This is a genomic window from Flavobacterium sp. Root186, from assembly GCF_001428525.1.
In the GTDB taxonomy this organism is placed as follows: Bacteria; Bacteroidota; Bacteroidia; order Flavobacteriales; family Flavobacteriaceae; genus Flavobacterium.
The window spans coordinates 18,029-40,784 of sequence record NZ_LMHW01000010.1; the positions used below are offsets into that span (position 1 = coordinate 18,029).

The 22,756-nt window shown below is 33.0% G+C and carries 27 protein-coding genes and 1 tRNA gene; 18 read left to right on the forward strand and 10 right to left on the reverse strand.

All coding sequences use genetic code 11. The annotated features are described in order from the left end of the window. Window positions 1-40: 40 nt before the first annotated feature. Window positions 41-1,243, reverse strand: coding sequence for a PQQ-binding-like beta-propeller repeat protein (locus tag ASD98_RS03610; protein WP_056203152.1), 1,203 nt, complete (start codon window positions 1,241-1,243; stop codon window positions 41-43). A gap of 423 nt (window positions 1,244-1,666) precedes the next feature. Further along, on the reverse strand, window positions 1,667-2,206 hold the full coding sequence (locus tag ASD98_RS03615) for a hypothetical protein (RefSeq protein WP_056200355.1): 540 nt from the start codon (window positions 2,204-2,206) through the stop codon (window positions 1,667-1,669). A gap of 181 nt (window positions 2,207-2,387) precedes the next feature. On the opposite strand from ASD98_RS03615, the gene ASD98_RS03620 reads away from it, so the two are divergent. Further along, the gene (locus tag ASD98_RS03620; protein WP_056200358.1) at window positions 2,388-3,278 is read left to right on the forward strand and encodes a winged helix-turn-helix domain-containing protein; all 891 of its coding nucleotides are present in this window, start codon (window positions 2,388-2,390) and stop codon (window positions 3,276-3,278) included. Window positions 3,279-3,386: 108 nt separating this feature from the next. Here the strand turns inward: ASD98_RS03620 and ASD98_RS03625 are convergent, their stop codons facing one another. Together ASD98_RS03625 and ASD98_RS03630 are read right to left on the reverse strand one after the other, a co-directional pair. Then, window positions 3,387-3,848 (reverse strand): MarR family winged helix-turn-helix transcriptional regulator, encoded by a 462-nt coding sequence (locus ASD98_RS03625; RefSeq protein ID WP_056200361.1) that lies wholly within the window; start codon window positions 3,846-3,848, stop codon window positions 3,387-3,389. Window positions 3,849-3,984: 136 nt separating this feature from the next. After that, window positions 3,985-4,344, reverse strand: a complete 360-nt coding sequence (locus tag ASD98_RS03630) for a VOC family protein (RefSeq protein WP_056200364.1) — start codon at window positions 4,342-4,344, stop codon at window positions 3,985-3,987. A gap of 323 nt (window positions 4,345-4,667) precedes the next feature. On the opposite strand from ASD98_RS03630, the gene ASD98_RS03635 reads away from it, so the two are divergent. Next, window positions 4,668-5,105, forward strand: a complete 438-nt coding sequence (locus tag ASD98_RS03635; protein WP_056200368.1) for a hypothetical protein — start codon at window positions 4,668-4,670, stop codon at window positions 5,103-5,105. Between the two features lie 218 nt (window positions 5,106-5,323). After that, on the forward strand, window positions 5,324-5,974 hold the full coding sequence (locus ASD98_RS03640) for a hypothetical protein (protein ID WP_056200371.1): 651 nt from the start codon (window positions 5,324-5,326) through the stop codon (window positions 5,972-5,974). Between the two features lie 196 nt (window positions 5,975-6,170). On the opposite strand, the gene ASD98_RS03645 is transcribed toward ASD98_RS03640, so the two are convergent. The 3 genes from ASD98_RS03645 to ASD98_RS03655 form a co-directional block, all read right to left on the reverse strand. Beyond that, entirely contained in the window at window positions 6,171-6,377 is a 207-nt protein-coding gene (locus tag ASD98_RS03645) for a GIY-YIG nuclease family protein (protein WP_056200373.1), read from the reverse strand. Between the two features lie 61 nt (window positions 6,378-6,438). Further along, window positions 6,439-6,513, reverse strand: a tRNA-Val gene (locus ASD98_RS03650). A 181-nt stretch (window positions 6,514-6,694) separates the two neighbouring features. Continuing rightward, window positions 6,695-7,918, reverse strand: a complete 1,224-nt coding sequence (locus tag ASD98_RS03655) for a folylpolyglutamate synthase/dihydrofolate synthase family protein (protein ID WP_056200376.1) — start codon at window positions 7,916-7,918, stop codon at window positions 6,695-6,697. Window positions 7,919-8,049: 131 nt separating this feature from the next. On the opposite strand from ASD98_RS03655, the gene ASD98_RS03660 reads away from it, so the two are divergent. After that, window positions 8,050-8,745: a MotA/TolQ/ExbB proton channel family protein gene (locus ASD98_RS03660; protein WP_056200379.1), complete on the forward strand. Its 696-nt coding sequence runs from the start codon at window positions 8,050-8,052 to the stop codon at window positions 8,743-8,745. A gap of 3 nt (window positions 8,746-8,748) precedes the next feature. Further along, window positions 8,749-9,144: a biopolymer transporter ExbD gene (locus tag ASD98_RS03665; RefSeq protein WP_056200382.1), complete on the forward strand. Its 396-nt coding sequence runs from the start codon at window positions 8,749-8,751 to the stop codon at window positions 9,142-9,144. 321 nt (window positions 9,145-9,465) lie between these two features. On the opposite strand, the gene ASD98_RS03670 is transcribed toward ASD98_RS03665, so the two are convergent. The 3 genes from ASD98_RS03670 to ASD98_RS03680 form a co-directional block, all read right to left on the reverse strand. Next, complete coding sequence (locus ASD98_RS03670) at window positions 9,466-10,404, reverse strand: hypothetical protein (RefSeq protein WP_056200384.1); 939 nt, start codon at window positions 10,402-10,404, stop codon at window positions 9,466-9,468. Window positions 10,405-10,789: 385 nt separating this feature from the next. Next, complete coding sequence (locus tag ASD98_RS03675; RefSeq protein ID WP_056200387.1) at window positions 10,790-12,016, reverse strand: Glu/Leu/Phe/Val dehydrogenase dimerization domain-containing protein; 1,227 nt, start codon at window positions 12,014-12,016, stop codon at window positions 10,790-10,792. Between the two features lie 142 nt (window positions 12,017-12,158). Continuing rightward, the gene (locus ASD98_RS03680) at window positions 12,159-12,734 is read right to left on the reverse strand and encodes a chalcone isomerase family protein (RefSeq protein ID WP_053470767.1); all 576 of its coding nucleotides are present in this window, start codon (window positions 12,732-12,734) and stop codon (window positions 12,159-12,161) included. A 480-nt stretch (window positions 12,735-13,214) separates the two neighbouring features. Here ASD98_RS03680 and ASD98_RS03685 point away from each other — a divergent pair, with 480 nt between their 5' ends. The 13 genes from ASD98_RS03685 to ASD98_RS03745 all read left to right on the forward strand — a co-directional run bounded on the left by ASD98_RS03685 (window position 13,215) and on the right by ASD98_RS03745 (window position 22,741). Next, on the forward strand, window positions 13,215-14,357 hold the full coding sequence (locus tag ASD98_RS03685) for an acyl-CoA dehydrogenase (RefSeq protein WP_056200391.1): 1,143 nt from the start codon (window positions 13,215-13,217) through the stop codon (window positions 14,355-14,357). Window positions 14,358-14,463: 106 nt separating this feature from the next. Next, entirely contained in the window at window positions 14,464-15,141 is a 678-nt protein-coding gene (locus ASD98_RS03690) for a Crp/Fnr family transcriptional regulator (RefSeq protein ID WP_056200395.1), read from the forward strand. 90 nt (window positions 15,142-15,231) lie between these two features. Further along, complete coding sequence (locus ASD98_RS03695; protein ID WP_056200397.1) at window positions 15,232-15,828, forward strand: peroxiredoxin-like family protein; 597 nt, start codon at window positions 15,232-15,234, stop codon at window positions 15,826-15,828. A gap of 6 nt (window positions 15,829-15,834) precedes the next feature. Next, window positions 15,835-16,293 carry a YHS domain-containing (seleno)protein gene (locus tag ASD98_RS03700; RefSeq protein WP_056200399.1) on the forward strand — a complete coding sequence of 153 codons (459 nt, stop codon included), beginning with the start codon at window positions 15,835-15,837 and terminating at the stop codon, window positions 16,291-16,293. A 9-nt stretch (window positions 16,294-16,302) separates the two neighbouring features. Beyond that, window positions 16,303-16,683 carry a DoxX family protein gene (locus ASD98_RS03705; RefSeq protein WP_056200402.1) on the forward strand — a complete coding sequence of 127 codons (381 nt, stop codon included), beginning with the start codon at window positions 16,303-16,305 and terminating at the stop codon, window positions 16,681-16,683. A gap of 5 nt (window positions 16,684-16,688) precedes the next feature. Further along, a complete protein-coding gene (locus ASD98_RS03710) occupies window positions 16,689-17,177 on the forward strand; it encodes a hypothetical protein (RefSeq protein ID WP_056200405.1) in 489 nt (162 codons plus the stop codon). Continuing rightward, on the forward strand, window positions 17,165-17,875 hold the full coding sequence (locus ASD98_RS03715; RefSeq protein ID WP_056200409.1) for an NRDE family protein: 711 nt from the start codon (window positions 17,165-17,167) through the stop codon (window positions 17,873-17,875). The genes ASD98_RS03710 and ASD98_RS03715 overlap by 13 nt, the downstream gene beginning before the upstream one ends. 11 nt (window positions 17,876-17,886) lie before the next feature. After that, complete coding sequence (locus ASD98_RS03720) at window positions 17,887-18,921, forward strand: hypothetical protein (RefSeq protein ID WP_056200412.1); 1,035 nt, start codon at window positions 17,887-17,889, stop codon at window positions 18,919-18,921. Between the two features lies 1 nt (window position 18,922). Continuing rightward, window positions 18,923-19,579, forward strand: coding sequence for a hypothetical protein (locus ASD98_RS03725; RefSeq protein WP_056200415.1), 657 nt, complete (start codon window positions 18,923-18,925; stop codon window positions 19,577-19,579). A 24-nt stretch (window positions 19,580-19,603) separates the two neighbouring features. Beyond that, window positions 19,604-20,575 (forward strand): M20/M25/M40 family metallo-hydrolase, encoded by a 972-nt coding sequence (locus ASD98_RS03730; protein WP_056200419.1) that lies wholly within the window; start codon window positions 19,604-19,606, stop codon window positions 20,573-20,575. A 35-nt stretch (window positions 20,576-20,610) separates the two neighbouring features. Beyond that, complete coding sequence (locus ASD98_RS03735) at window positions 20,611-21,288, forward strand: SDR family oxidoreductase (protein WP_056200422.1); 678 nt, start codon at window positions 20,611-20,613, stop codon at window positions 21,286-21,288. A 77-nt stretch (window positions 21,289-21,365) separates the two neighbouring features. After that, window positions 21,366-21,971 carry a SprT-like domain-containing protein gene (locus ASD98_RS03740; RefSeq protein ID WP_056200425.1) on the forward strand — a complete coding sequence of 202 codons (606 nt, stop codon included), beginning with the start codon at window positions 21,366-21,368 and terminating at the stop codon, window positions 21,969-21,971. Between the two features lie 194 nt (window positions 21,972-22,165). After that, window positions 22,166-22,741 (forward strand): hypothetical protein, encoded by a 576-nt coding sequence (locus ASD98_RS03745; protein ID WP_199866270.1) that lies wholly within the window; start codon window positions 22,166-22,168, stop codon window positions 22,739-22,741. Window positions 22,742-22,756 lie beyond the last annotated feature (15 nt).

Consider the following 22,756-nt stretch of genomic DNA (forward strand, 5'->3'; position numbering starts at 1 on the left):
TGAAAAACTCCAAAATCAAATGACTTTGGAGTTTTCTATTTTATCTAATTATTTTTAGAAATGCGGTATAAACATCATCTTTAATAGAAGTTCGCATATAATATAAATCTTCATCTTTGGTGCTTAAATCAAATTTAATTAAACCGGCATCACAATAATAAAAGATAGTATCATCAACCGGAAATTCAATATTTGAAATAGGCTGGGTTGTTAATTTTAGTTCGAATGCTATTTCGCCATTGTTTATGTCTAGTTGAAAAAGCCTTCCTTTTTTAGTATAGCCCCAAATATTATCACTGTCTTCAGTTATGTATTCGACATTATCATCTTTAAAATCCCTTTTCCAAATTTGGGTTCCTGTTTTTGAATCTACAGCATATACAGAAGAAACTGTTGTGCCTTGTGCTGCAAGATATAATTTTTTGTCTTTGCTAAAGATGCGTTCCTTAATATTATATTGATCTTCTGGTAATTTAAATTGCCATAAAACGTCAAGTTTATCTGGAGTTAAGGCAAAAAGTACATCTTTTTCATTTGCCATAAATATATTTTCACCATCGGTTACAGGTTTGCTGTGCATACTTTGGTCAAAGCTTTTTTGAGTAAGAACTTTTCCTGTATTGGCATCAAAAACATATAAATTAGATGCACTTGGAACAAAAACTTTGTTATTAAAAAAAAGCACCGGAATGTCGTTAGTTGGAGTATCCAGCTTGTAAGTCCATGCTAAACTGCCATCTTTTGTATCAAGAGCATAAATGTTACTGCTTCCGTTTTGATTTTGAGCCGTTATATACAGCTTTCCATTATTTACAACCGGAGCCTGGTCTTTAAGAACAATTTGATCTGTGACATTTCCTAATCTTGATTTCCAAAATACATCACCGCTTTGGTTGTCTACCGCAACAATTTCACCGTTTATAAACGGAATGTATACAACGCCGTTAGATATGGTTACTTTATTGGCACACATTTCGGTATAAGGATTTGTAGCTTTTACAGTCCAGCCAATTTGTTCAGATTCTAAATCGTATGAAAAGAGAGCACCGTCGTAATCATAAATTAAAATTGATGCTTCGTCTAAAGGAACTTTTTTAAGCGCGCTTACAGCTTTATTCGTGACCTGCTCACCAGGCGGTAAAGTTTTATTATTCGTAATTGTAGTTTTTGATGCGGCGGGCGTTTGCCCAAACGTATTTATAACAGCAAATACAAACAAAAGAGTTATTAGGTTTGTTTTCATTTTTAAGATTTGGGTTTGATGATTTGATTTTCTTCTCAGCAAAAAAGCTGCCAAACAAAACAATCTATGTCAAATATAGTTAAAAATTATTATTGGGTTTTAGAAGTTGTGATAGCAGCAAGTGAAACATAATGAAAAAATAAAGACATAAAAAAACTCCATTGTTTTAATGGAGTTTCTGTTTCGAGAGGTTATTTTTGGAACTTAAATCAAGCAAAGATCTTTACACAATCTTGTCATTTCGACTGAAAGGAGAAATCGCACTCGGGAATCGACAAAAATTGGCGACATACTTTGCAGAATTTCATGTGCGATTTCTCGTTCCTCTTTTACAGGTTCACGGCAACCTAAGAAGAAAGCAGTAATTAAAATTGTTTACTTTTTATTCATAAGGTATATACGTGAATATATCTAATTTATTACTTAGCAGCCGCCTTTGCGAGGGACACGTTTATAAAGTACTTTATTATCTCGTTCTACATAGCTGCCCGATATTATTGGATACGAATACTTGGGTGCATATGATACACCATGGCTTTTTAAAATTATTGTGTCGTTAACTTTCAGACTGTACAATTGCTGAAGTTGGGACTTTTCCGGCTCAAATCTCAGAATATAATCTTCACCATCAATCCTGGCCATCACTCCGAAACCTAATAGCGATCCGGGCGGAAGAGAAAGAGAAGTTACAACAGCCTCCATATTGGTAAAGTCATGGGTATGCTTGCTTATTTTAGCAGCGCCGGCAAGCACTTTTTTACCTTGGGGAGACATTTCCCAGTTTTTGAACTTTACACCATCTGGAGTTGCTTCCCATTTTTTCAATTTGGCTCTCCTTTCAGCAATAGAGAGTGTTTTTTGGATTGGTTTTTTAGAAGTTTCATTTTTAATTTCACAATTTACAAATACTAGTCCACTTACTACAACCAGCGGTAAGATCACCGCATAAATGATTTTTTTCATATTTTTTATAGGTTTAATTAAAATAGATTTATCTCCTGATAAATCTCGTTCATGTAAGGCATTCTTTTATTTTTTACCTCCTTATTAAGGTTGGTGTAGCAAAATTACTTTGATATATTTCAGCCTGAGTAACTTAGATTGTAAATAAAAATGTAAACTTTGTAAATAAAAACTTGACACTATGCATCATAGTCAAAATCTCCTATCCGTAAAAGGCAAGTACATCTTTGGATTGATACTGCTTTTGTTTATATCTGCAATCTGCGTAGCTTTCAGTAAGAATGATAGTGACGAGTTTGTTATCGCAAGAAGGGAAATTTTGCTTCGGAGAATTGGTCATGAACTACTTTTACAATCGGGAGATAAAACATCCAAGGTTCTTCCCGTAAAAAAGATTGCTGAAAATGAATACCAAATCATGTTCGAGAATGAGTTTACTTTTCAAACGGACTCTTTGGTCAATATTACGCAGCGTTTGTTAGCTCAAGATCCACTCGCACGTGATTATGTTGTAAACGTAGTGAACTGTGGAAATACAAGTGTAGCTTATGGATATGCTATATCAGAAAATAAGAAAGATGATATTGTGCCATGTAAAGGAAGAAAACAGCCCAAAGCGTGTTACATGATTAATATCAAATTTAAACCACTGGGTATATATACAGCAAAGAATAAATATTTTTTGGTTGGCGGCTTGTCATTTTTAGCATTTGTTGGATTTATTTTTTTTAGGTCTGCTAAGCCGAAAGTAACTTTACCTAACGATTCTGCTAGTTTGTTCACTTTAGGTTCGGTAGTTTTTGATGCGAAGAACCGTAAGCTGATCATAAATGAAAAGACATTAGACCTCACCGGAACAGAAACCCGTTTATTGCTCATTTTTGCATTGTCTCCTAACGAGATCATAGAGAGAAGCCGACTACAAAAAGAGATATGGGAAGATGAAGGTGTTATTGTAGGCCGCAGTTTGGATATGTTCATATCAAAACTTAGAAAAAAACTGGAATATGATCCGAATGTCCAAATTGTTGTTATACGCGGAAAGGGATATAAGCTTAGCATTACTTCTTAAGTAGAAAATTCATTTTGAGAATTTTGATAAATAAAAAAGCTCCATTAGAAATAATGGGGCTTTTTAGATGTTTATCAAGCGGATTGAAAGTATTATGCCGAAGCACTTTTACTCTGTTTTATTTCTATCAATAAGATTTGCCATATTAGAATTAAACAACGGAAGATTTTCATCTAAAGAAGAAAAGAAATCAAGATCGGCATTTTCTACTTCAATAAGAGCTTTTTGCAAAATTGTTTCGCCTATATTCGTTAATCGAATAGTTTTTGCTCTTGTATCAGTTTCGTGTTCATGTCTTGTAATAAAACCTTTTTCTTCCAGCGTTCGCAATACTTTTGATACCATCATTCTGTCGGCATTGCTTTGGTTCGCAATGTCAATTTGTGTTACAGAATTGCTTTTTTTTGAAAGCCAGCCCAAAGCAGCCAATAATACAAATTGAGTCTGCGTTAAATCTAACGGATCTAAAACTTTTTTTAGTTTGCGCTGCCAAAGCATTGTTAGTTGTCCAAGTAAATACCCGGGGCTGTCTTTTGGACTTTTAAAATGAAAATTAATTTCCTTAGCCATAATAATGTTGAAGCATTTGTGTCAGTATTAAAAATCAAGTTTATTGGTTTCAAAGATAGCCATCAGAACCTTTAGTAGATTAGATAACGGAATTTTTTTTTTCCTTAATCTGTTCTAAAATTACTGATATTGACTTTTATTTTGTCTGCAAAAAAGTAAGTTTATAACCGTCAAGGTCTTTTACGTGAAAAGCTCTTCCAAACGGAGTTTCTATAATTGGTCCCGCTGTTGTTATTCCGTTTTCGATAAATTTCTCTTTTAATTCGTCTACATTTTGGGTAACAGCAAACCAAAGCGCTACGCCAACTCCTAATTCTCGATCTTCTAAAGGTTCAAGCGGAGTACGAATAGCAAAACTTGCTTTTCCTTCGTCGTATTTAAAAATACAAGCCTGCGGATTAGTATTTCCAACTTCAAACCCTAATTTCTTTTCGTAGAAGTCTTTTGATGCTTCTAAATTTTTTACCTGTAGTGATGCAAATGTAAGTTCTCTCATTTTTTCTAAAATTAAATTGTTGTCGCAAATATAATATACACGACAACAATATGCAAATGAATTTGCTTTTTTGTTTTTAATTTTTGGAAGTTACACAATCTTGTCATTTCGACTGAAAGGAGAAATCACACTAGAAATTCTGCAAAGTATATCGTCAATCTTTGTCGATTGTCGAGTGTGATTTCTCCTTTCAGTCGAAATGACAATGCTTTGTGTTTGTTTTAATTCATTACAAAATATCTATATTAGAATAATTGAAAATTACAAGTTGAAATCATTTAATTTTGGCTTAGTTTTATTAAAAAAATAAATTGTAGTTGTATATGAAATTCTTTGGATATAAGATTAATGCACAATTAATAACAAAGGATTTGATAGGTCAAATACCGGATAAATATGAGCACTTTTGTAACAAAGATTATACGCATTTTTCATTAAAAGGAAATATTGAAGATGCTAAAAATGAATTTAGTCTTTATGAAACCATTAATAATTTAATTTTTAATAAAGCAAATTTGTCTTTAATGGGAAAAGAAATAATTACCATTGTAGAAGAATTTAAAATTGATAGTTTTATTGTGCTTTATACTGAAGATCCGGGCAGTTCTTATCCGCTTTCTGAAATTATTATACTAATTATTAAGAATGGTGAAATACAACGTGAAAGCCTTTTAATGAATACTGATGAAGAAGGTGATTTTTTGGCTGATTTATACTTAGATTATGATTCTCTAGTTTGGTTTGAAATACCATTTGAGTAGAATATATTTCGAAAAATGAATTAAGAAAAAAATGAGCTTCTCGTTCGTGCCTAACCGTGTGTGTTCATGAGCGAGACGCTCGAGCCAGCAGGAGCCAAAAGTGTACAAGACATTGAAAATCTATTTGATAATTTTTAAAAGAAATGTTTTTATATTAGTAACATATAAGTTTAATTTTATTAGACCTATATCTAAGTTTAAGTAAGATTTTACGAAATATGATAAAAAAAGAAGATATAGAAACAAGTTTAGTTACATCAATTGCAAAATCAGATTTAAAAGAAATTGTAAGTGATATAGCAGAAATATCTTTGGATACATTTTTTGATGACGGAATAATTAAAGATGTTCCAATAATCGGATCATTGGCTAAGCTTTATTCTGCTGGAAAAAACATTCAGGAAAAGATATTTGAAAAAAAGATTATAGCGTTTTTACTTGAGACTGAAAAAGCAAAAAAAGAATCTAAAAATAAATTTTATGATGATTTAAATAATAATGAATCATTAAGAAAAAAAGTTGGAGAACAAATACTTGTAATTCTAGAAAAGATAGATGATTTAGAAAAACCAACTATACTTGGAAAACTATTTAAAAATTTTATAGAAGAGGAAATAAATTTTGAGATGTTTCACAGACTTGCTACAATTATTGCAAATTGTTTCCTGCCTGATTTAAAAAAACTTTCCATTTATAAAGATAAAAGTCAGTTCAACACGTTTACTTCTATTTCATTAGAAAATTCAGGATTAGTTCATATGTACTATGTTAGGCCAGAGATTTTCGACGCTGATGGGAATCAAACCGGTGGTAGTTTGTATAGAATAACAAAGCTTGGACAAGAATTATTAAAATTAGGTATTATCTAAAATCAGATATTTGGATTGAATTTGCAATCCGTGTCTGTAAAGTGCGTAAAAAAAACTCCTTAATTTCTTAAGGAGTTTCTTGGTGGGCGATGAGGGGTTCAAACCCCCGACCACTTCCGATGAAAAATCGGAATGCTCAGAACCAGCTGAGCTAATCTTTATTATCAATTAATTTCTGAATTTTAATTCTGCTTTTCTAAGATTTAATTTGTAATTCTCTTTTATGTGCAAGTTCTTTTGTTTCGTAATTTTCAGTATAAACAACTCTCCAATCATTTACATTTCCAGTAAAACCTTTGCTTTTTTGATTATGACGAATAAGCCTTTCTTCTAAATTAGAAGTAAATCCAATATAAAATTTATTCTTGCTTTCACTAAATAAGATATAAACAATAAAATTCATGAAATGTATATAAAGCAAAAAACTCCAAAATCAAATGACTTTGGAGTTTTTGGAATTTCTGTGGGCGATGAGGGGTTCGAACCCCCGACCCCCTCGGTGTAAACGAGGTGCTCTGAACCAGCTGAGCTAATCGCCCTATTTTACTAGGTTGCTATCGTTTGTGATAGCGAGTGCAAATATACGCTAGTTTTTGAGTTCTGCAAAGAAAATCGAATAAAAAATAAAACTTTTTTAAAAATAAACTATATCTCGCTGTTTATGAATTTGTTATTAAATCGGTTTTTTTAGACTTTTTTCTAAGATTTAAGTTTTGATTGTTACAAAGGCAATTCGGCAACGACAAAAGTGCTTCCGCCAACATAAATAAAATCATTTTTTGAAGCGTTTTGTTTGGCTTTCGCGAAAGCGCTTTCAACAGAATCGTATTTTTCTCCAATTAAATTAAATTTCTCTGCTGCATTTTGAAGCGTTTCAGTTGGTAAACCTCTTGCCGAATTCGGACTGCAGAAATAATATTGCGCCTCTATCGGGAAAAGCGGTAAAATAGAATCTAAATCTTTATCGTTTACCACACCCAAAACAATATGCAGTTTTTCATATTTTTCATTCTGAAGCTGATTCATCACAATAGCTAATCCGTGTTTGTTGTGTGCCGTGTCACAGATAATTTTTGGGTTTTCGCCAAGCTGCTGCCATCTTCCTTGTAAACCCGTATTTTTTACAACATTCAATAAACCTTCTTTTAATTGTTCCGTTGAAACTTTAAAATTGGTTTGATTGTTCAGAATTGAAATCGTCTGCTGAACTGTTTTTTTATTATGAAACTGATAATCTCCAATTAAGTCAGACAAATAAATTTGATCAATTAAATCTGAAGCGAAAGAAATCGGCGCTTTATTTTCTTCGGCTTTAGCCAAAAATACAGGCTGCGTTTCCGGAGTATATTCACCAATAACAACCGGAACATTTGGTTTAATAATTCCGGCTTTTTCGCCCGCAATAGCTTCAAGCGTATTTCCTAAAAATTGGGTATGGTCTAAACCAATATTTGTAATAACGGAAACCAAAGGTGTAATAATATTCGTTGCGTCCAGTCTTCCGCCCAAACCAACTTCGATAATCGCAATATCTGTTTTTTCTGAAACAAAATAATCAAATGCCAAACCAACCGACATTTCGAAGAAGCTCATATCATTGGCTTCAAAGAAATCTTTGTGTTTGGAGATGAACTCGCAAACAAAATCTTCTGAGATTTCCAGGCCGTTTACTTTAATCCTTTCCCTGAAATCTTTTAAGTGCGGCGACGTATACAAACCCACTTTATAACCCGCTTCCTGCAAAACCGAAGCCAGCATGTGCGATGTTGAACCTTTTCCGTTTGTTCCCGCAACGTGAATTGTTTGTAATTTCTTTTCGGGATTACCAAGATGTTCTGCCAGTAACTTGATGTTTGTCAGGTCTTCTTTGTATGCCGAAGCACCCTGAAGCTGATACATTGGTAATTGATTAAACATCCAGTTTGTCGTTTCCTGATAGTTCATTTTATTTGGATAAAATAGTTGCTGATTGAAATAATTTCCAGTTTTTTTAGTTTAATATAACAATGAAAATTATCTTTATTGCAAAATTGAAATATTTTTTAGAATTAATTATTAAAAACCAGAATTAAAATATGTTTAGCTACATTCAATTACAAGCTGATACTCTCGCAAACGCCTCAAACGTAGTGATCGAAAAAATTGCTCACCCGGAAACTGAAATTTCTGTTTTAGGATTTATCTTAAAAGGAGGTTTCTTCTTAATACCAATCGCACTTTTATTGTTTTACACCATTTACGTAATTTTTGAACGCTACTTGTATATCCAGAAAGCTTCAAGAATTGATGCGCGATTAATGCAGGATGTTGGAGATAAATTACATGCCGGAAACATTGAATTAGCCAGAACAATTGTAGAAAGAAATGATACGGCTGTTGGAAATATTTTAAAAGAAGGTGTTTTAGTGATTGGAAGACCAATTGCAGAAATCGAATCAAATATGGACCGCGCCGCCGATATTGAAATTGGCGAAATGGAAAGACGTTTGGGTCACTTGGGTCTTATTGCTGGTATTGCGCCAACTCTTGGTTTCATTGGAACTATTTCCGGGGTAATTAAGATTTTCTACAGTATTTCGGTTACAGAAAATATCAGTATTGGAAATATTTCCGGAGGTTTATATGAGAAAATGATCAGTTCCGGTTCCGGGCTTATGGTGGGAATTATTGCCTATAGTGCTTACCATTTACTAAACGGAAAAATTGATGATTTTGCTTTAAAAATTCAGAAACAGATATTAGAATTTGTAAACATAATTCAAAGATCATAAGGTATGTCGATTAAGAGAAAAAGAAGATTTCACGCCGAAGTTGCCACTTCATCTTTGAGTGACATTATGTTTTTCCTGTTGTTGTTTTTCCTTATTATTTCAACACTGGCAAACCCTAATGTTATTAAGATGACGCTTCCAAAAGCGAAATCAAATGAAAAAACCAATAAACAATTAATTAGTTTATCGGTTACAGAAGATAAGCAATTTTATATCGATAAACAGCCCGTTGCTTTTGAAGAATTAGAAACTACTTTAATGAATAAAATTGGCGCCGATAAATCGCAGACTGTCGTAGTCCGAATTCCGTTTAATTTGCAGGTTCAGGATTTAGTTGATGTATTGCAGATAGGAGTGAAGAACAATTTGAAGTTTGTAATTGCTACGAGTCCGAAGTAAAATTATAATTAGGGCGTGACCACAATAAAAAAATGGGCCAATCAGCATAACGTTGATTCGCCCATTTTTTTATTGCGGTCGGGCTATACGCGCTACTTCGGTAGCCAGCTCCTATCCCTCACGCAAAACAACACAATCTTGTCATTGCGAGGAACGAAGCAATCACACTAAGTATATCTTTGCGCTTACTTATAGAGGTGAGATTGCTTCGCTCTTCGCAATGACAAACGTGATGAATAAATTAAAAAGGCTTTCTGATTATTTCAGAAAGCCTTTTTTTATGAGAACAGATTTCGTGAAAATCCGTGAAATTCGTGTTTTTTAATTCAAATTGAAATTATAAATAATCTTTCCAATTTGTTTCGCTGCCGCTTTATCGTCAGGAGACCATTTCGTGTTTAATGCGGCTATTTTTGCTTGTTCTAATAAACAACTCGCTTTGTTTGTTGTTCCTTTTATTCCCGCAGTTGCACTCACGGTTTTTCCATTTTGATCGACCGTAACTTCGACTACAACTGTTCCTTCTTCATTACAAGTATATTTCGGTGCAGGTTTAGATAATGCTTTTCGACCATTTAAAGAATATCCAGATCCGCCACCAGAACCGCCGCCGCTTCCGGGACCATAACCACTTCCTGTGCCAATTCCATTTCCGGTTCCGTTACCGCCTCCGGTTCCTCCGCCAGAACCACCAGATCCGTAATAACCTTTAGAGTTTAAATCTCCTCCCGGTTTTCCTTTATTTCCTGCTGCTTTATCATCGCCGTCGCCGCCTTTTTTCGAACCTTTTAAAATGCTTGATAAAGCATCGTTTGTAGAATTTGAAACTTTTGGTTTTTCAGGAACAGGTTTCTGTATTGGTTTTTCAACCGGAGTTGGTTTTTTAGGTTTTTCTTTTACAGGAATTACAACATCAGTTTCATCAGCTTTTGTGTTTTCCTGAGAAATAATAGCTTCTTCTTCAACTGCTTTTGCGGGAGCTTGTTTGACTTCATTTTTTACATTCAGAACTTCGCTTTTATAATTGGCTCCCGAACCTAAATCACTGTCGCCAAAATTTACCGTTACACCGCCGCCGCCGCCGCCATCTGCAAGGGCAACATTATTTTCCGGATTGTATGGAGGCCAAAAACGTATGAAAAATAATAAAACAATTAAGGCTGTATATATAAGAATAGTAAGTGCCAGCGATTTCTTTTTATCAGAAGAAATAGCAGCACTTGCTTTGTTAGGATTAATTTTATACTGGTTCGTTTTCATTGAACTAATTTCGATTCAGAGTTTTGTAATTGTATTATTAAAAACGTTTAAAATTAGTAAAAATTGTTTAGAAAGAAAGAGCTGTGGGTAATTTAACCGCAAAGTTCGCTAAGGTTTTGCGCAAAGGAACGCAAAGTTTTATCTGTTTTAATTTGTGTAAATCTGTTGCTAAATATTTAACTGCAAAGCGCGCTAATTTATTTCTCGCAAAGACGCAGAGTCGCAAAGTTTTTCTTTTTAAGTTTTTCTTTGCGACTCTGCGTCTTTGCGAGATTAAAAATAAATAGCTTAGCGAACTTAGCGTAAACCTTTGCGTTCTCTGCGGTTAAATAAAAAAACGAGCCAAATAGAAATCTGGCTCGTTTATATAAAAGTATAAAGTAGATTACACTAACTGTTTTAATGCAATTTCGAATGCCGTTGCACTAATATTTGTTTTTGATGAATTTAAAGCGTGCGCTTTTACAATTGCATTTTTTATAATTTCAGAAGTATCATTGAAAATAGCTTCATCGGTCATTTGAACTTTTTTCTCCATGAAATAAGCAAAAACTCTCGCCATTCCGCAGTTTGAGATAAAATCAGGAATCAAACTAACTTTATGATCCACTTCTTCCATAATAGAACCAAAGAAAATTTCTTTATCTGCAAAAGGAACATTCGCTCCACAAGAAATAACCTCTAATCCGTTTGCGATTAAGCTGTCAATTTGGTTTTGAGTAACCAGTCTTGAAGCCGCGCAAGGCGTGAAAATTTCAGCACCAATTGTCCAGATTTTAGAATTGATTTCTTCAAACGGAATCATATTGTCAGCAACTAATTTATTTCCGTCTTTATTTAAAAACAACGTTCTGATTTCTTCAAAAGAAAAACCATCTTCTTTAATTAATCCGCCATCGCGATCAATAATTCCGATCACTTTTGCTCCCATTTCGGCTAAATAAAAAGCGGCTGCAGAACCAACATTTCCAAAACCTTGTACGATTGCTTTTTTACCTTTTATGTCTCCACCGTAAGTTGCGTAAAAATGACGAACCGCTTCGGCAACACCATAACCGGTAATCATATCAGCAACAGTATATTTTCTGGTTACGTCTGGTGAGAATTTTGGGTTTTCGATAACCTTAATTACACCCTGACGTAATTGACCAATTCTATTAATTTTATCCGCTTCTGTAGGTTTAAAATGTCCGTTGAAAACACCTTCCTGCGGATGCCAAACACCACATTCCTCTGTCATTGGGATTACTTCGTGAATTTCATCAACATTTAAATCTCCTCCGGTTCCGTAGTAACTTTTTAATAATGGAGAAACCGCTTTGTACCAACGCTGTAAAACTCCTTTTTTGCGAGGATCATTCGGGTCAAAATTTATTCCAGATTTAGCGCCTCCAATTGCAGGCCCGGAAACTGAAAATTTAACTTCCATTGTTTTAGCTAAAGATAAAACTTCGTTCATATCCAAGCCTTTTCTCATTCTTGTTCCACCTCCTGCAGCTCCTCCACGAAGTGAATTAATTACTGTCCAACCTTCTGCTTCTGTTTCAGAATCTTTCCAGTTAAAAACAATTTCAGGTTCTTTATTTTCAAATTGCTGTAATAAATCTTTCATTTTGTTGTGATATGTTTATTTTGCGTAAAAGTATAAAATAGAATAATGCTAATAATGTATTTTGCATCAAATTTATTAAACAAAAAAGAAAAGCCGAAAACTATTCGGTTTTCGGCTTTCTGAATATGTAAAATTTTAAGGATTATATTCCTAATAAATGTTTTTTCAAAGTTTCGTCAACTGGTTTATCAGAAAGCCAGATTCCGAATAATGCTTTTTTGAAATCAAATCCCTGAACTTTTCCTTTCAAAACTTCATTTTTAAAAACATTGATAGTTTGATCAAGCGGATTGTAAGCTAAAACGAAAACATCTTTTTCTGTAATGGCATCGCTTAAATACGTTTTGAATTGTTCGATTCTCGGACGTAATTGTTCCAGATTGCTTCCAGCAGATTTTTCGAAACCTACATTCATCGCTTTGGTTAATTTATTTGAAGAAACCATAGAAGATGTAATTTCAATTCGAATCGCCATTTCGGTATCGCTGTCAATAATAAACTTTGGATCCTGACTCAATTGAGATAAATACAAAGCCTGCACATAAACTTCTAACCACATTTTTGATCTTCCGCCAGCGCCGTTAAGCTGTAAGGTTTTGTTTTGATAATCTATTTTTCTAGGAACAGTAACGCCGTTTACCTCTAAATGAGTCTGGGCAGAAACTGCTGAAAATTGTAAAGTTAAAAGGAGTGTAAGTACTAGTAAAATCTTTTTCATGCTCTGTCAATTATTTAATTTTAAGGCAAAAATAATGTTAATTTATCAATATAATCATCTTTTTTTAGAAGTTTTTTTTCTGAGTTTTCGGATTTTTTTAACTCTATCGCTTTAGTAATCAAATTAGTAAGACTAACTTTACGTAGATTTACGCGCTTTAGCAATTGTTTAATCTTTTCTGCGAAGGAAATGTCGTAAATTTTACTTTTTTGAAGTTTTTGAATGGCATTTTCTAATATTGAATTTTAGAAAAAACGCTGCAAAATTATCGTCTGTTTGAAGCAAATCATAAATTATTACGAAAACGTTATCGTTATTCTTGTTGATCTATTAAATTTATATGCATGCATTGTAAAATCCGCATTTAAAAATTATCTTTGGAAGCCTTTTAACCATAAATTGGCTTTTCAAAAAAAACAAATAAAAAACCACAAAAACTGAATTCTGAATTCGGTTTAGAAAAAACAATAAAATAAAACTATGGATTTTAATCTTACCGAAGAACATTTGATGATTCAGCAAGCTGCAAGAGATTTTGCTCAAAATGAATTATTACCCGGAGTTATTGAACGCGACGAGAAACAAATTTTTCCAACCGAGCAGGTGAAAAAAATGGGTGAACTTGGGTTCATGGGAATGATGGTTGATCCAAAATACGGTGGAAGCGGACTTGATGCAATTTCTTATGTTATTGCAATGGAAGAAATTTCTAAAGTTGATGCTTCGGCTTCTGTAGTAATGTCTGTAAATAATTCTTTGGTTTGCTGGGGATTACAAGAATATGGAACGGAAGAACAAAAGCAAAAATATTTACCGGGTCTGGCTTCAGGTCAAATTCACGGCGCTTTTTGTTTAAGCGAACCAGAGGCAGGAAGTGATGCAACTTCGCAAAAAACAACTGCGATTGATATGGGCGACCATTATTTGGTAAACGGAACAAAAAACTGGATTACAAACGGAAACACAGCTTCTGTATATTTGGTAATTGCGCAAACGCATCCTGAATTAAAACATAAAGGAATCAATGCGTTGATCATGACAAAAGATATGCCTGGTTTTTCTATTGGTCCAAAAGAACAAAAAATGGGAATTCGCGGTTCTGATACACACTCTTTAATGTTTAGTGATGTAAAAGTTCCGAAAGAAAACAGAATTGGTGAAGATGGTTTCGGATTTAAATTTGCTATGAAAACCCTTGCCGGTGGTAGAATTGGTATTGCGTCTCAGGCATTAGGAATTGCTTCTGGAGCTTATGAACTGGCTTTGAAATATTCTAAAGAGCGTAAAGCTTTTGGAACAGAAATCTGCAATCACCAAGCGATCGCTTTTAAATTGGCAGATATGGCGGTGAATATCGAAGCGGCACGTCATTTATGTATGAAAGCGGCTTGGGATAAAGACCAGCACAAAAATTATGATGTGAGTGGTGCAATGGCAAAATTATTCGCTTCGCAAGTTGCAATGGATACTGCTGTTGAAGCGGTTCAGATTCACGGAGGAAATGGTTATGTAAAAGAATACCATGTAGAGCGTTTTATGCGCGATGCAAAAATTACTCAGATTTACGAAGGAACTTCAGAAATCCAAAAAATCGTTATTTCAAGATCAGTTATCGCCGGATAATTTTTCTCATAAATATAATTTCAAAACCCTTTCAGGCTTTCTGCTTCGAAAGGGTTTTTTGTTTAGATGTTAAAATTATTACATTTACATCAAGAAAATTTATTCTATGTACGAAGATTTAAAATATTGGTACTTGCGGGATCATAAATTGTTTAGAACGCTGAGTTATTCACAAATCAAGCAATTGTGTATTATAACCGGTTTTAAAAAAGCATCAAAAGGGGAAATTATTTACTTTTCTTCTTCAGATGTGCCACGTATTTTTTTACTTAAAAAAGGGAATATAAAAATTGTTGCCATTGATGATGATGGTAATGAAACGATAAAAGACATTATTCAAAAAGGAGATTTATTTGGCGAATTGACTTTAGAAACAGACAATAGAGTCGAAGAATATGCAAAAGTACTTTCTGATGATGTTGTAATCTGCAGTTTTTTAATGTCTGATTTTGAAGATTTATTGCTGCGTAATCCAACATTGGCAATTTCATACACCAAGTTTGTTGGTTTAAAAATGAAGCGTGTTAAAAATAGTTATGCGAATTTAATTTCTAAAGATGCCAAAACCAGATTGTACCAATTCCTAAAAGACTGGGCAGAACAAGAAGGTGTGAGAAACGGAAATACGGTAGCAATTGAAAACTATTTAACCCAAAATGATATTGCTCAAATTATCTGTACTTCGAGGCAAACCGCTACACAATTGCTAAATGAAATGGAAACCAACCAGTTATTAAGCTATAACAGAAAAGAAATTATCATTCAGGATATTACCAAATTATAATTATTTTAAGCGAAGTGTAAATTAGCTGACATTTTGCTTTTTCATAGTACAATAATTTTACATCATCAAAAAGATGTAAAACCATACACTATGAAAAAAATACTTTTAATTTTTGTGGCAGCGTTAACTTCGGCTGCTCATGCGCAAAGCGAGATTCCTAAATCTGCGATTGATATTGCTCCTTTATTAATAGGAGAGAAGATTCCAAACATTACTTTAAAATCATCTGAAAATGCAGATGTAAACCTTTCAGAATTACTTAAAAAGAAAAAAACGGTTCTTGTTTTTTATCGCGGCGGCTGGTGCCCGTATTGCAACTTGCATTTGCAGTCATTGGCTGGAGCTGAAAAACAAATTATTGATTTGGGTTACCAAATTATTGCTGTAAGTCCGGATTCTCCTGAAAATTTAAAAATAACAGAAGACAAGGACAAAGTAAAATACACTTTACTTTCTGACTCAAAAGGAGAATTGATAAAAGCGGCAGGAATTGCTTATCAGGTTCCGGAAAACTACAAAACAGTAATTAACGTACATTCTAATGGAATCAATACCAGTTTACTGCCTGTTCCTTCTGTTTTTGTTGTTAATACTGAGTCTGATATACTTTTTGAATATATCTCACCCGATGTTAAACAGCGTATTTCCACAGAATTATTAGTGTCAGTATTAAAAAACTTAAAATAAAAAAAGATGAAAAAGTTAGTATTATTGTTATTGATTTTAGTTTCAGGCAGTTCATTTGCTCAAAATGATGCCAAAAGAGTTAGCCAGTATAATTTAGAAAATAAAGTAGGTATTCAGGGTTATGATCCCGTTGGATATTTTAATCAGGGAAAAGCAGTTAAAGGGAAAAAAGAAATTTCGACTTCGTATCAGGGAGTAACTTATAATTTTTCATCAGCAGAAAATAAAAATACCTTTTTGAAAAACCCATCAAAATATGAACCTCAATATGGCGGATGGTGTGCCTATGCAATGGGAAGTGCAGGCAAAAAAATAGAAATTAATCCGGAGACTTTTAAAATTAGCGATGGAAAGCTCTATTTGTTCTATAATGCTTATTTTAATAATACCCTGAAAAGCTGGAACCCGGATGAAGCGGAGTTAAAAGTGAAGGCCGATAACAACTGGAAAAAAATATACAAATAACCAGAAGCCATGAAAAAGGAAATTATATTATGGATTTTGAGAATAACGGCTTCGGTAATTTTATTGCAAACCTTGTTTTTTAAATTCAGCGGAGCAGAAGAAAGTATTTATATTTTCTCGACTTTAGGTGTAGAACCTTACGGAAGAATTGGTTCTGCAATTGCCGAATTGATTGCCGCAATTTTGATTTTAACACCCAAAACAACCTGGCTTGGTGCACTTGGCGCAGCCGGAATTATGATTGGCGCTATCCTGTCACACTTATTTGTTTTAGGAATTGAGGTTCAAAACGACGGCGGATTACTTTTTGCTTTAGCTGTTATTACCTTATTATGCAGTTTAGGTTTGCTTTATTTCAATAAAAACAAATTGTTTAATCTTCTAAATTAAAAGTTATGTTACTAAAATCAATACGCCGCAGTTTAGATGAGTTAACGGATTTATTAAATCAATTATCGGATAAAGATTATTCAAAATCCTGTCTGGCTTTAAGCAACGCTACTATTGGCGAACACACAAGGCATATTCTCGAAATGTTTCAATGTCTTCAAAACGGATATGATTCGGGAATTATAAATTATGATAACCGGGAGAGAAACAACAGAATTCAAACGGAGACTGATTTTGCAAAACAATGCATCACCGAAATTAAAGCAGGACTGCAAAGCGAAAATAAAATAATGTTTCTGGAACAGTTTATTGACGGACTTACCATGAGAATTCAGAGTAATTATTACAGAGAGCTGCTTTACAATCTGGAACATTGCGTGCATCATCAGGCTTTAATAAAAGTGGCTGTACTGCAATTTGAAAATATTTTAATAGATGACAATTTTGGCGTAGCGCGTTCTACTATCGAATATAGAAAACAATGTGTACAGTAAGTTTTATAAATAATAAAGGAGTTGCCATTATTACTTCAAACCGGGACGAAAAAGTTATTCGTCCCAGTGCTGTTGTGCCAAGAAATTATGTTCACAACGGAAAAAATATTATGTATCCAAAAGATTCAAAAGCGGGAGGAACCTGGTTTGCAATGGATGAAAACGGAACGGTTTTGGTTTTATTAAATGGCGGAATTACAAAACACAATCCTGTACTTCCGTATAGAAAAAGCCGCGGATTAATCGTGCTGGATATTATTGAAAATGATTCTCCTAAAGATTTTTGGAAACAAATTGATCTCCATAATATCGAACCCTTTACGCTGGTTTTGTATCAGGAAAAAGTTTTGTACGAATTGATTTGGGATGGTTTCAATAAAAGAAAAACAAAACTGGATGAAACCCAAAACTATATTTGGTCATCGGTTACTTTATATCCGGAAGAAATTAGAAAAGAGCGTTCCAACTGGTTTTTTGATTTTGTAAAAGATAAAAATGAAATCTCGGCCTTAGAGATGCTGGATTTTCATAAAAACACACATAGTGATGACGCTCAAAATGGTTTAATCATTAACAGAGAAAACACAATGAAAACATTAAGCGTAACACAAGTGGTGACAGAGCAAAATAAAGGCGCAATGAAATATTACGATTTAATAAAAACAGAAGATTTTTCAACCTCTTTTATTCGAATTTAAAACGCAAACCTATGAAACTATTTTTTCACAAAGTAACCAATTGGGAATATTGGCCTTTTCAGGTTTTGTACTTTCCTATTTATTTTCTTTGGGCTTATTATGCTGTCAAAGCAAGATCTATTTTTTTCTTTAATGCATCAAATCCCAAAATTAAAAATGGTGGTTTTATTATGGAAAGTAAAAAACAGATTTATGATTTACTGCCTAAAAAACATTACCCCAAAACAGTTTTAATTCGGGAGAATTCGGATTTAAAAGATATCGTCAATCTATTGGTCGAAAAACAAATTTATTTTCCATTAATCGCAAAACCAGATATTGGGTTGCGTGGTTCGGGAGTGAAAAAAATAAAAACAGTTTCTGAACTAACAGATTATGCCAAAAAAGCAAATTTTGATTTTTTACTGCAGGATCTTATTCCATTTGAAAAAGAAGTAGGTATTTTTTATGTACGCAGCCCGCTTCAAAAAAACGGAAAAATTACCGGAATTGTTTCTAAAGAATTTTTGATTGTAACAGGAGACGGAAAATCGACTATTGAAGATTTAATCAAACAAACTCCAAGATTTGAACTGCAGTTTGAGGTTTTAAAAGAAGAATATGGAAAAGAGTTGCAGCGAATTTTACACAAAGACGAAACATTAAATTTAGTTCCGTTTGGCAATCATGCCCGAGGTGCAAAATTTCTTGATGGCAGCGATTGGATTACAACAGAATTAACAAAGACAATTAATGAAATTGCAACTCAAATTCCGGGATTCTATTTCGGACGTTTTGATATCATGTACAACACTTTTGAAGAATTAGAACGGGGAGAAAATTTTCAAATTGTAGAACTTAACGGCGCCGCAAGCGAGCCCACACACATTTACGATCCCAAACATTCCGTATGGTTTGCCTGGAAAGAATTGGCAAGACATATTACCTATATGTATGAAATAAGTGTTGAAAACCATAAAATGGGAGTTCCTTATTTAGATTACAAAGTGGGTATGCGCGAATACAAATTGCATTTGGTACAAAACAATAAAATCATGAATTTTTAAAATGAAAAGTTTAAAAAATATCTTAGTTGGGTTTCTCGTGAGTTTTCTGGGATCAATTCCGTTAGGATATTTAAATCTCGTTGGATTAGAAATTTATACCAAATCAGGACTTCATGATTTAGTTTTCTTTTTATTCGGAGTTGTTTTAGTAGAAACTTTTGTTATTTATTTCACGCTGCTTTTTGCTAAACAACTCATTAACAATAAAAAATTAATGAAGATTATTGATTTTTTTGCAGTAGGATTTATGTTTGTTTTGGCCTTTGTTTTTTATTTCAATTTTAATCAGGAAATAAAATCGAATGAAATTTTGCGGGATTATTTAATCTATTCACCGTTTGTAATTGGGATTATTTTAAATTGTTTTAATTTTTTGCAGCTCCCTTTTTGGGCCAGTTGGAATTTATATTTGCTTAATGGAAAGTACATTAGAATAGAAAGAAAGTTAAAATATTATTATATTGCAGGAACTTTGATTGGTGTTTTTTTGGGAATGTTTAGTTTGATTGTAATTTTGCAGGCTTTTTTTCAAAAAACAAATCAGTTTTCAAAGTATGTAATGCCTGTTTTTATTCCATTATTTTTTATAATTCTCGGAAGTATTCAGGTATTTAAAGTGTATAAAAAATATTTTAAATCAGCAGCTTTAGAAACTTAATCTAAGTGCATCAAATTTTCGTTTATGAAAAAACTATACTTTCTTCTTCCGTTTGTTTTTATTGCCTGTAAAACAAGTACATCGATAGTTAGTGAAAAAGAATCTAAATCAGAATCAACGGAGATAACTTATAAAGTTGAAGAATCTGATGTTTCAGATTTTTTAAAATATCTTTCTTCGGATGAATTAGAAGGTCGTGAAACGGGAACAAAAGGAATAGAAAAAGCAGCAGTTTTTTTAGAAGACTTTTTAAAGAAGAATAATGTAAAACCTTATTTTACTACTTATCGAGACACCTTAACCAATTTTAAATCTCCGGCTTTTAATATTGTTGGAGTTTTAGAAGGAACAGATCCGGTTCTTAAAAACGAATATGTTGTTTTAAGCGCGCACTACGATCATATTGGAATTGAAAAAAAGAAACAAGCAGATCAAATTTTTAATGGTGCCAATGATGATGCTTCGGGCGTAACCGCTGTGGCGCAATTAGCAAAATATTTCAGTAAAACCCATTCTAATAAAAGAAGTATTCTTTTTGTGTTTTTTGCCGGAGAAGAAAAAGGCCTTTTAGGATCAAAAAGTATGGTTCAGAAACTTAAAGCAAAGAGCTTTAATTTATACACACAATTAAATATCGAAATGATCGGCGTTCCTATGAAACGCGATTACTTAGCGTACATTACAGGTTTTGATAAATCAACTATGGCCGAAAAAATAAATGAATATACAGGAAAAAAGACAATTGGTTTTTTACCAAAAGAAGCTGAATATAAATTGTTTTACAGATCTGATAATTATTCGTTTTTTGAAGCTTTCGGAAAACCGTGTCAATCGATAAGTACTTTTGATTTTGAAAATTTCGATTTTTATCACCACGTTTCAGATGAATTTAAAGTAATGGATATTCCGCACATGACGGCTTTTATTCAGGAGTTTTTACCAGCAGTAACTAAAATTGCAACAACTCCAACAGAAGAAATTACAATGAATAAATAACAGTCCATTATTTTGGTTTTGCTTATTTTTGCTGCATGAAAAATATTATTGTTACCGGAACGAGTAGAGGAATTGGATATGAATTAGCATTGCAGTTTGCCAATGCCGGAAATCAGGTTTTAGCGATTTCGAGAAAAATTCCAAAAACACTTTTAGAACATCAAAACGTAACCTGCTTATCAATTGATTTAGCTAATGAAACTGCTTTGCAGGAAGTAGAAAGTTTTCTTTCTTCGACCTGGAAAAAAGTCGATGCAGTAGTTCATAATGCCGGGGCTTTATTATTAAAGCCTTTTGCAGAAACAACACAAGCTGATTTTGAAAGTATTTATAAAGTAAATGTTTTTGCTGTGGCCAATCTTACCAGAGTTTGTTTACCATATTTACAAAAAGGAAGTCACGTGGTAACAATCAGTTCAATTGGCGGAGTAAGAGGAAGTTTAAAATTTGCCGGTTTAGCAGCTTACAGCTCAAGTAAAGGCGCTGTAATTACTTTAACCGAATTATTAGCAGAAGAATATAAAGAACAAGGAATATCATTTAATGTTTTAGCTTTGGGTTCGGTTCAAACCGAAATGCTAAATGAAGCTTTCCCGGGTTATCAGGCTCCAATTTCTGCAGAAGGAATGGCAACTTATATTTATGATTTTACATTAAATGGAAATAAATATTTTAATGGAAAAGTTTTAGAGGTTTCATCAACGAACCCGTAATTAAATTCCAATTTTTTAAATTCCAAATTCCAATTGAAAAACAACTCATAACTCATACTTTATAATTCATAATTATTTTGAGCGATACATTAGCAAAATATATTCCGGAACACGCTGTAAAGCCTGTTTTTGATTTGATTGTAGCCAATCAGGTTCATCTCAAGATCGTAAATGAGCGTCAGACGCGTCATGGCGATTATAGGAGAGGACCGAGCGGTAAACATGAAATTACGGTTAATGCGAGTTTAAATAAGTACCGATTTTTGATTACATTGATTCATGAGATTTCCCATTTAGTTGCTTTTGAAAAATTTGGAAGAAATATAAAACCGCACGGAAATGAATGGAAATATTCTTTTCAGCGTTTAATGGTTCCGTTTATAAGACCGGAAATATTTCCGAGTCATTTGCTGCCTTTATTGGCACGTCACTTTAAAAATCCTTCAGCAAGCAGTGATACAGACACCACTTTATCTTTGGCTTTAAAACAATATGATTTGACCAATGATAAAAATTATATTTTTGAGATTCCCTACGGAAGTGTCTTCCGAATTAAAAATGGAAAAATATTCAAGAAAATAGCCGTTAGAACCAAACGTTTTGAATGTCTCGAAATAAGTTCAGGAAAAACATATCTCTTTAATCCAAATGCTGAGGTTGAGCTATTGCCAGGCAATCATTAAAATATAAAAAAATCCAATATATTAAATTCCAAATTCCAATTTTACTAAGATTGGAATTTGGAATTTTTTATTTTATTTAAATTTAAAAACGGTTAGTTTTACGTGGACATAAGATATTCAATTTGTTTATATTTAGAAAATTATTTCATTCTTTGATTATGATAAAAAAACTACTTAAGATTATTTTTGTTCTAATGCTTTCCAATTCAATTTATGCACAAGAAACTAATGAAACTTCAAATCCAATAATTTATTTTGAAGGTTTTGGAGGACCTACAATTGGTCAGAGTGTTGGTATTTCGGGTGGTTTGGAATTGAATTATCAAACTGAAGAAAATCTTTTTACTTTTAGATTTACAAATGCAGTAGGATATTCTGAAAGAGGAGATAATTATATTATAATGCCGAGATATTATAAATCAGAAGATAATAAAGAATATGCTTTGTTGTATGGAAGACGCTGGCTGAGTTCAAATCATTCTTATAGCGTTTCGGTTGGTGTGAGTCGTAATAATTTAGAAATGAGAAAACTAGAAACAATCGATACTGAAGAGATTGATACTGAAGAAATTTTTTCGGTTAAATCTCGAAATTATTATGGTGTACCTTTTGAAGCTAATTACAAATGGTTTTATTCAAAAAAGAAATCCAAACTAATCTATAATGCGATAATTCCAAGTGTTGGTGTCAAGCTTTTTGGAAATTTTGGGAAATATACTTTTATTGGTGCAGGAGTAACAGTTGGTTTTGGTTTAAGCAAAAAATATTAGGGAGAATTAGTATAA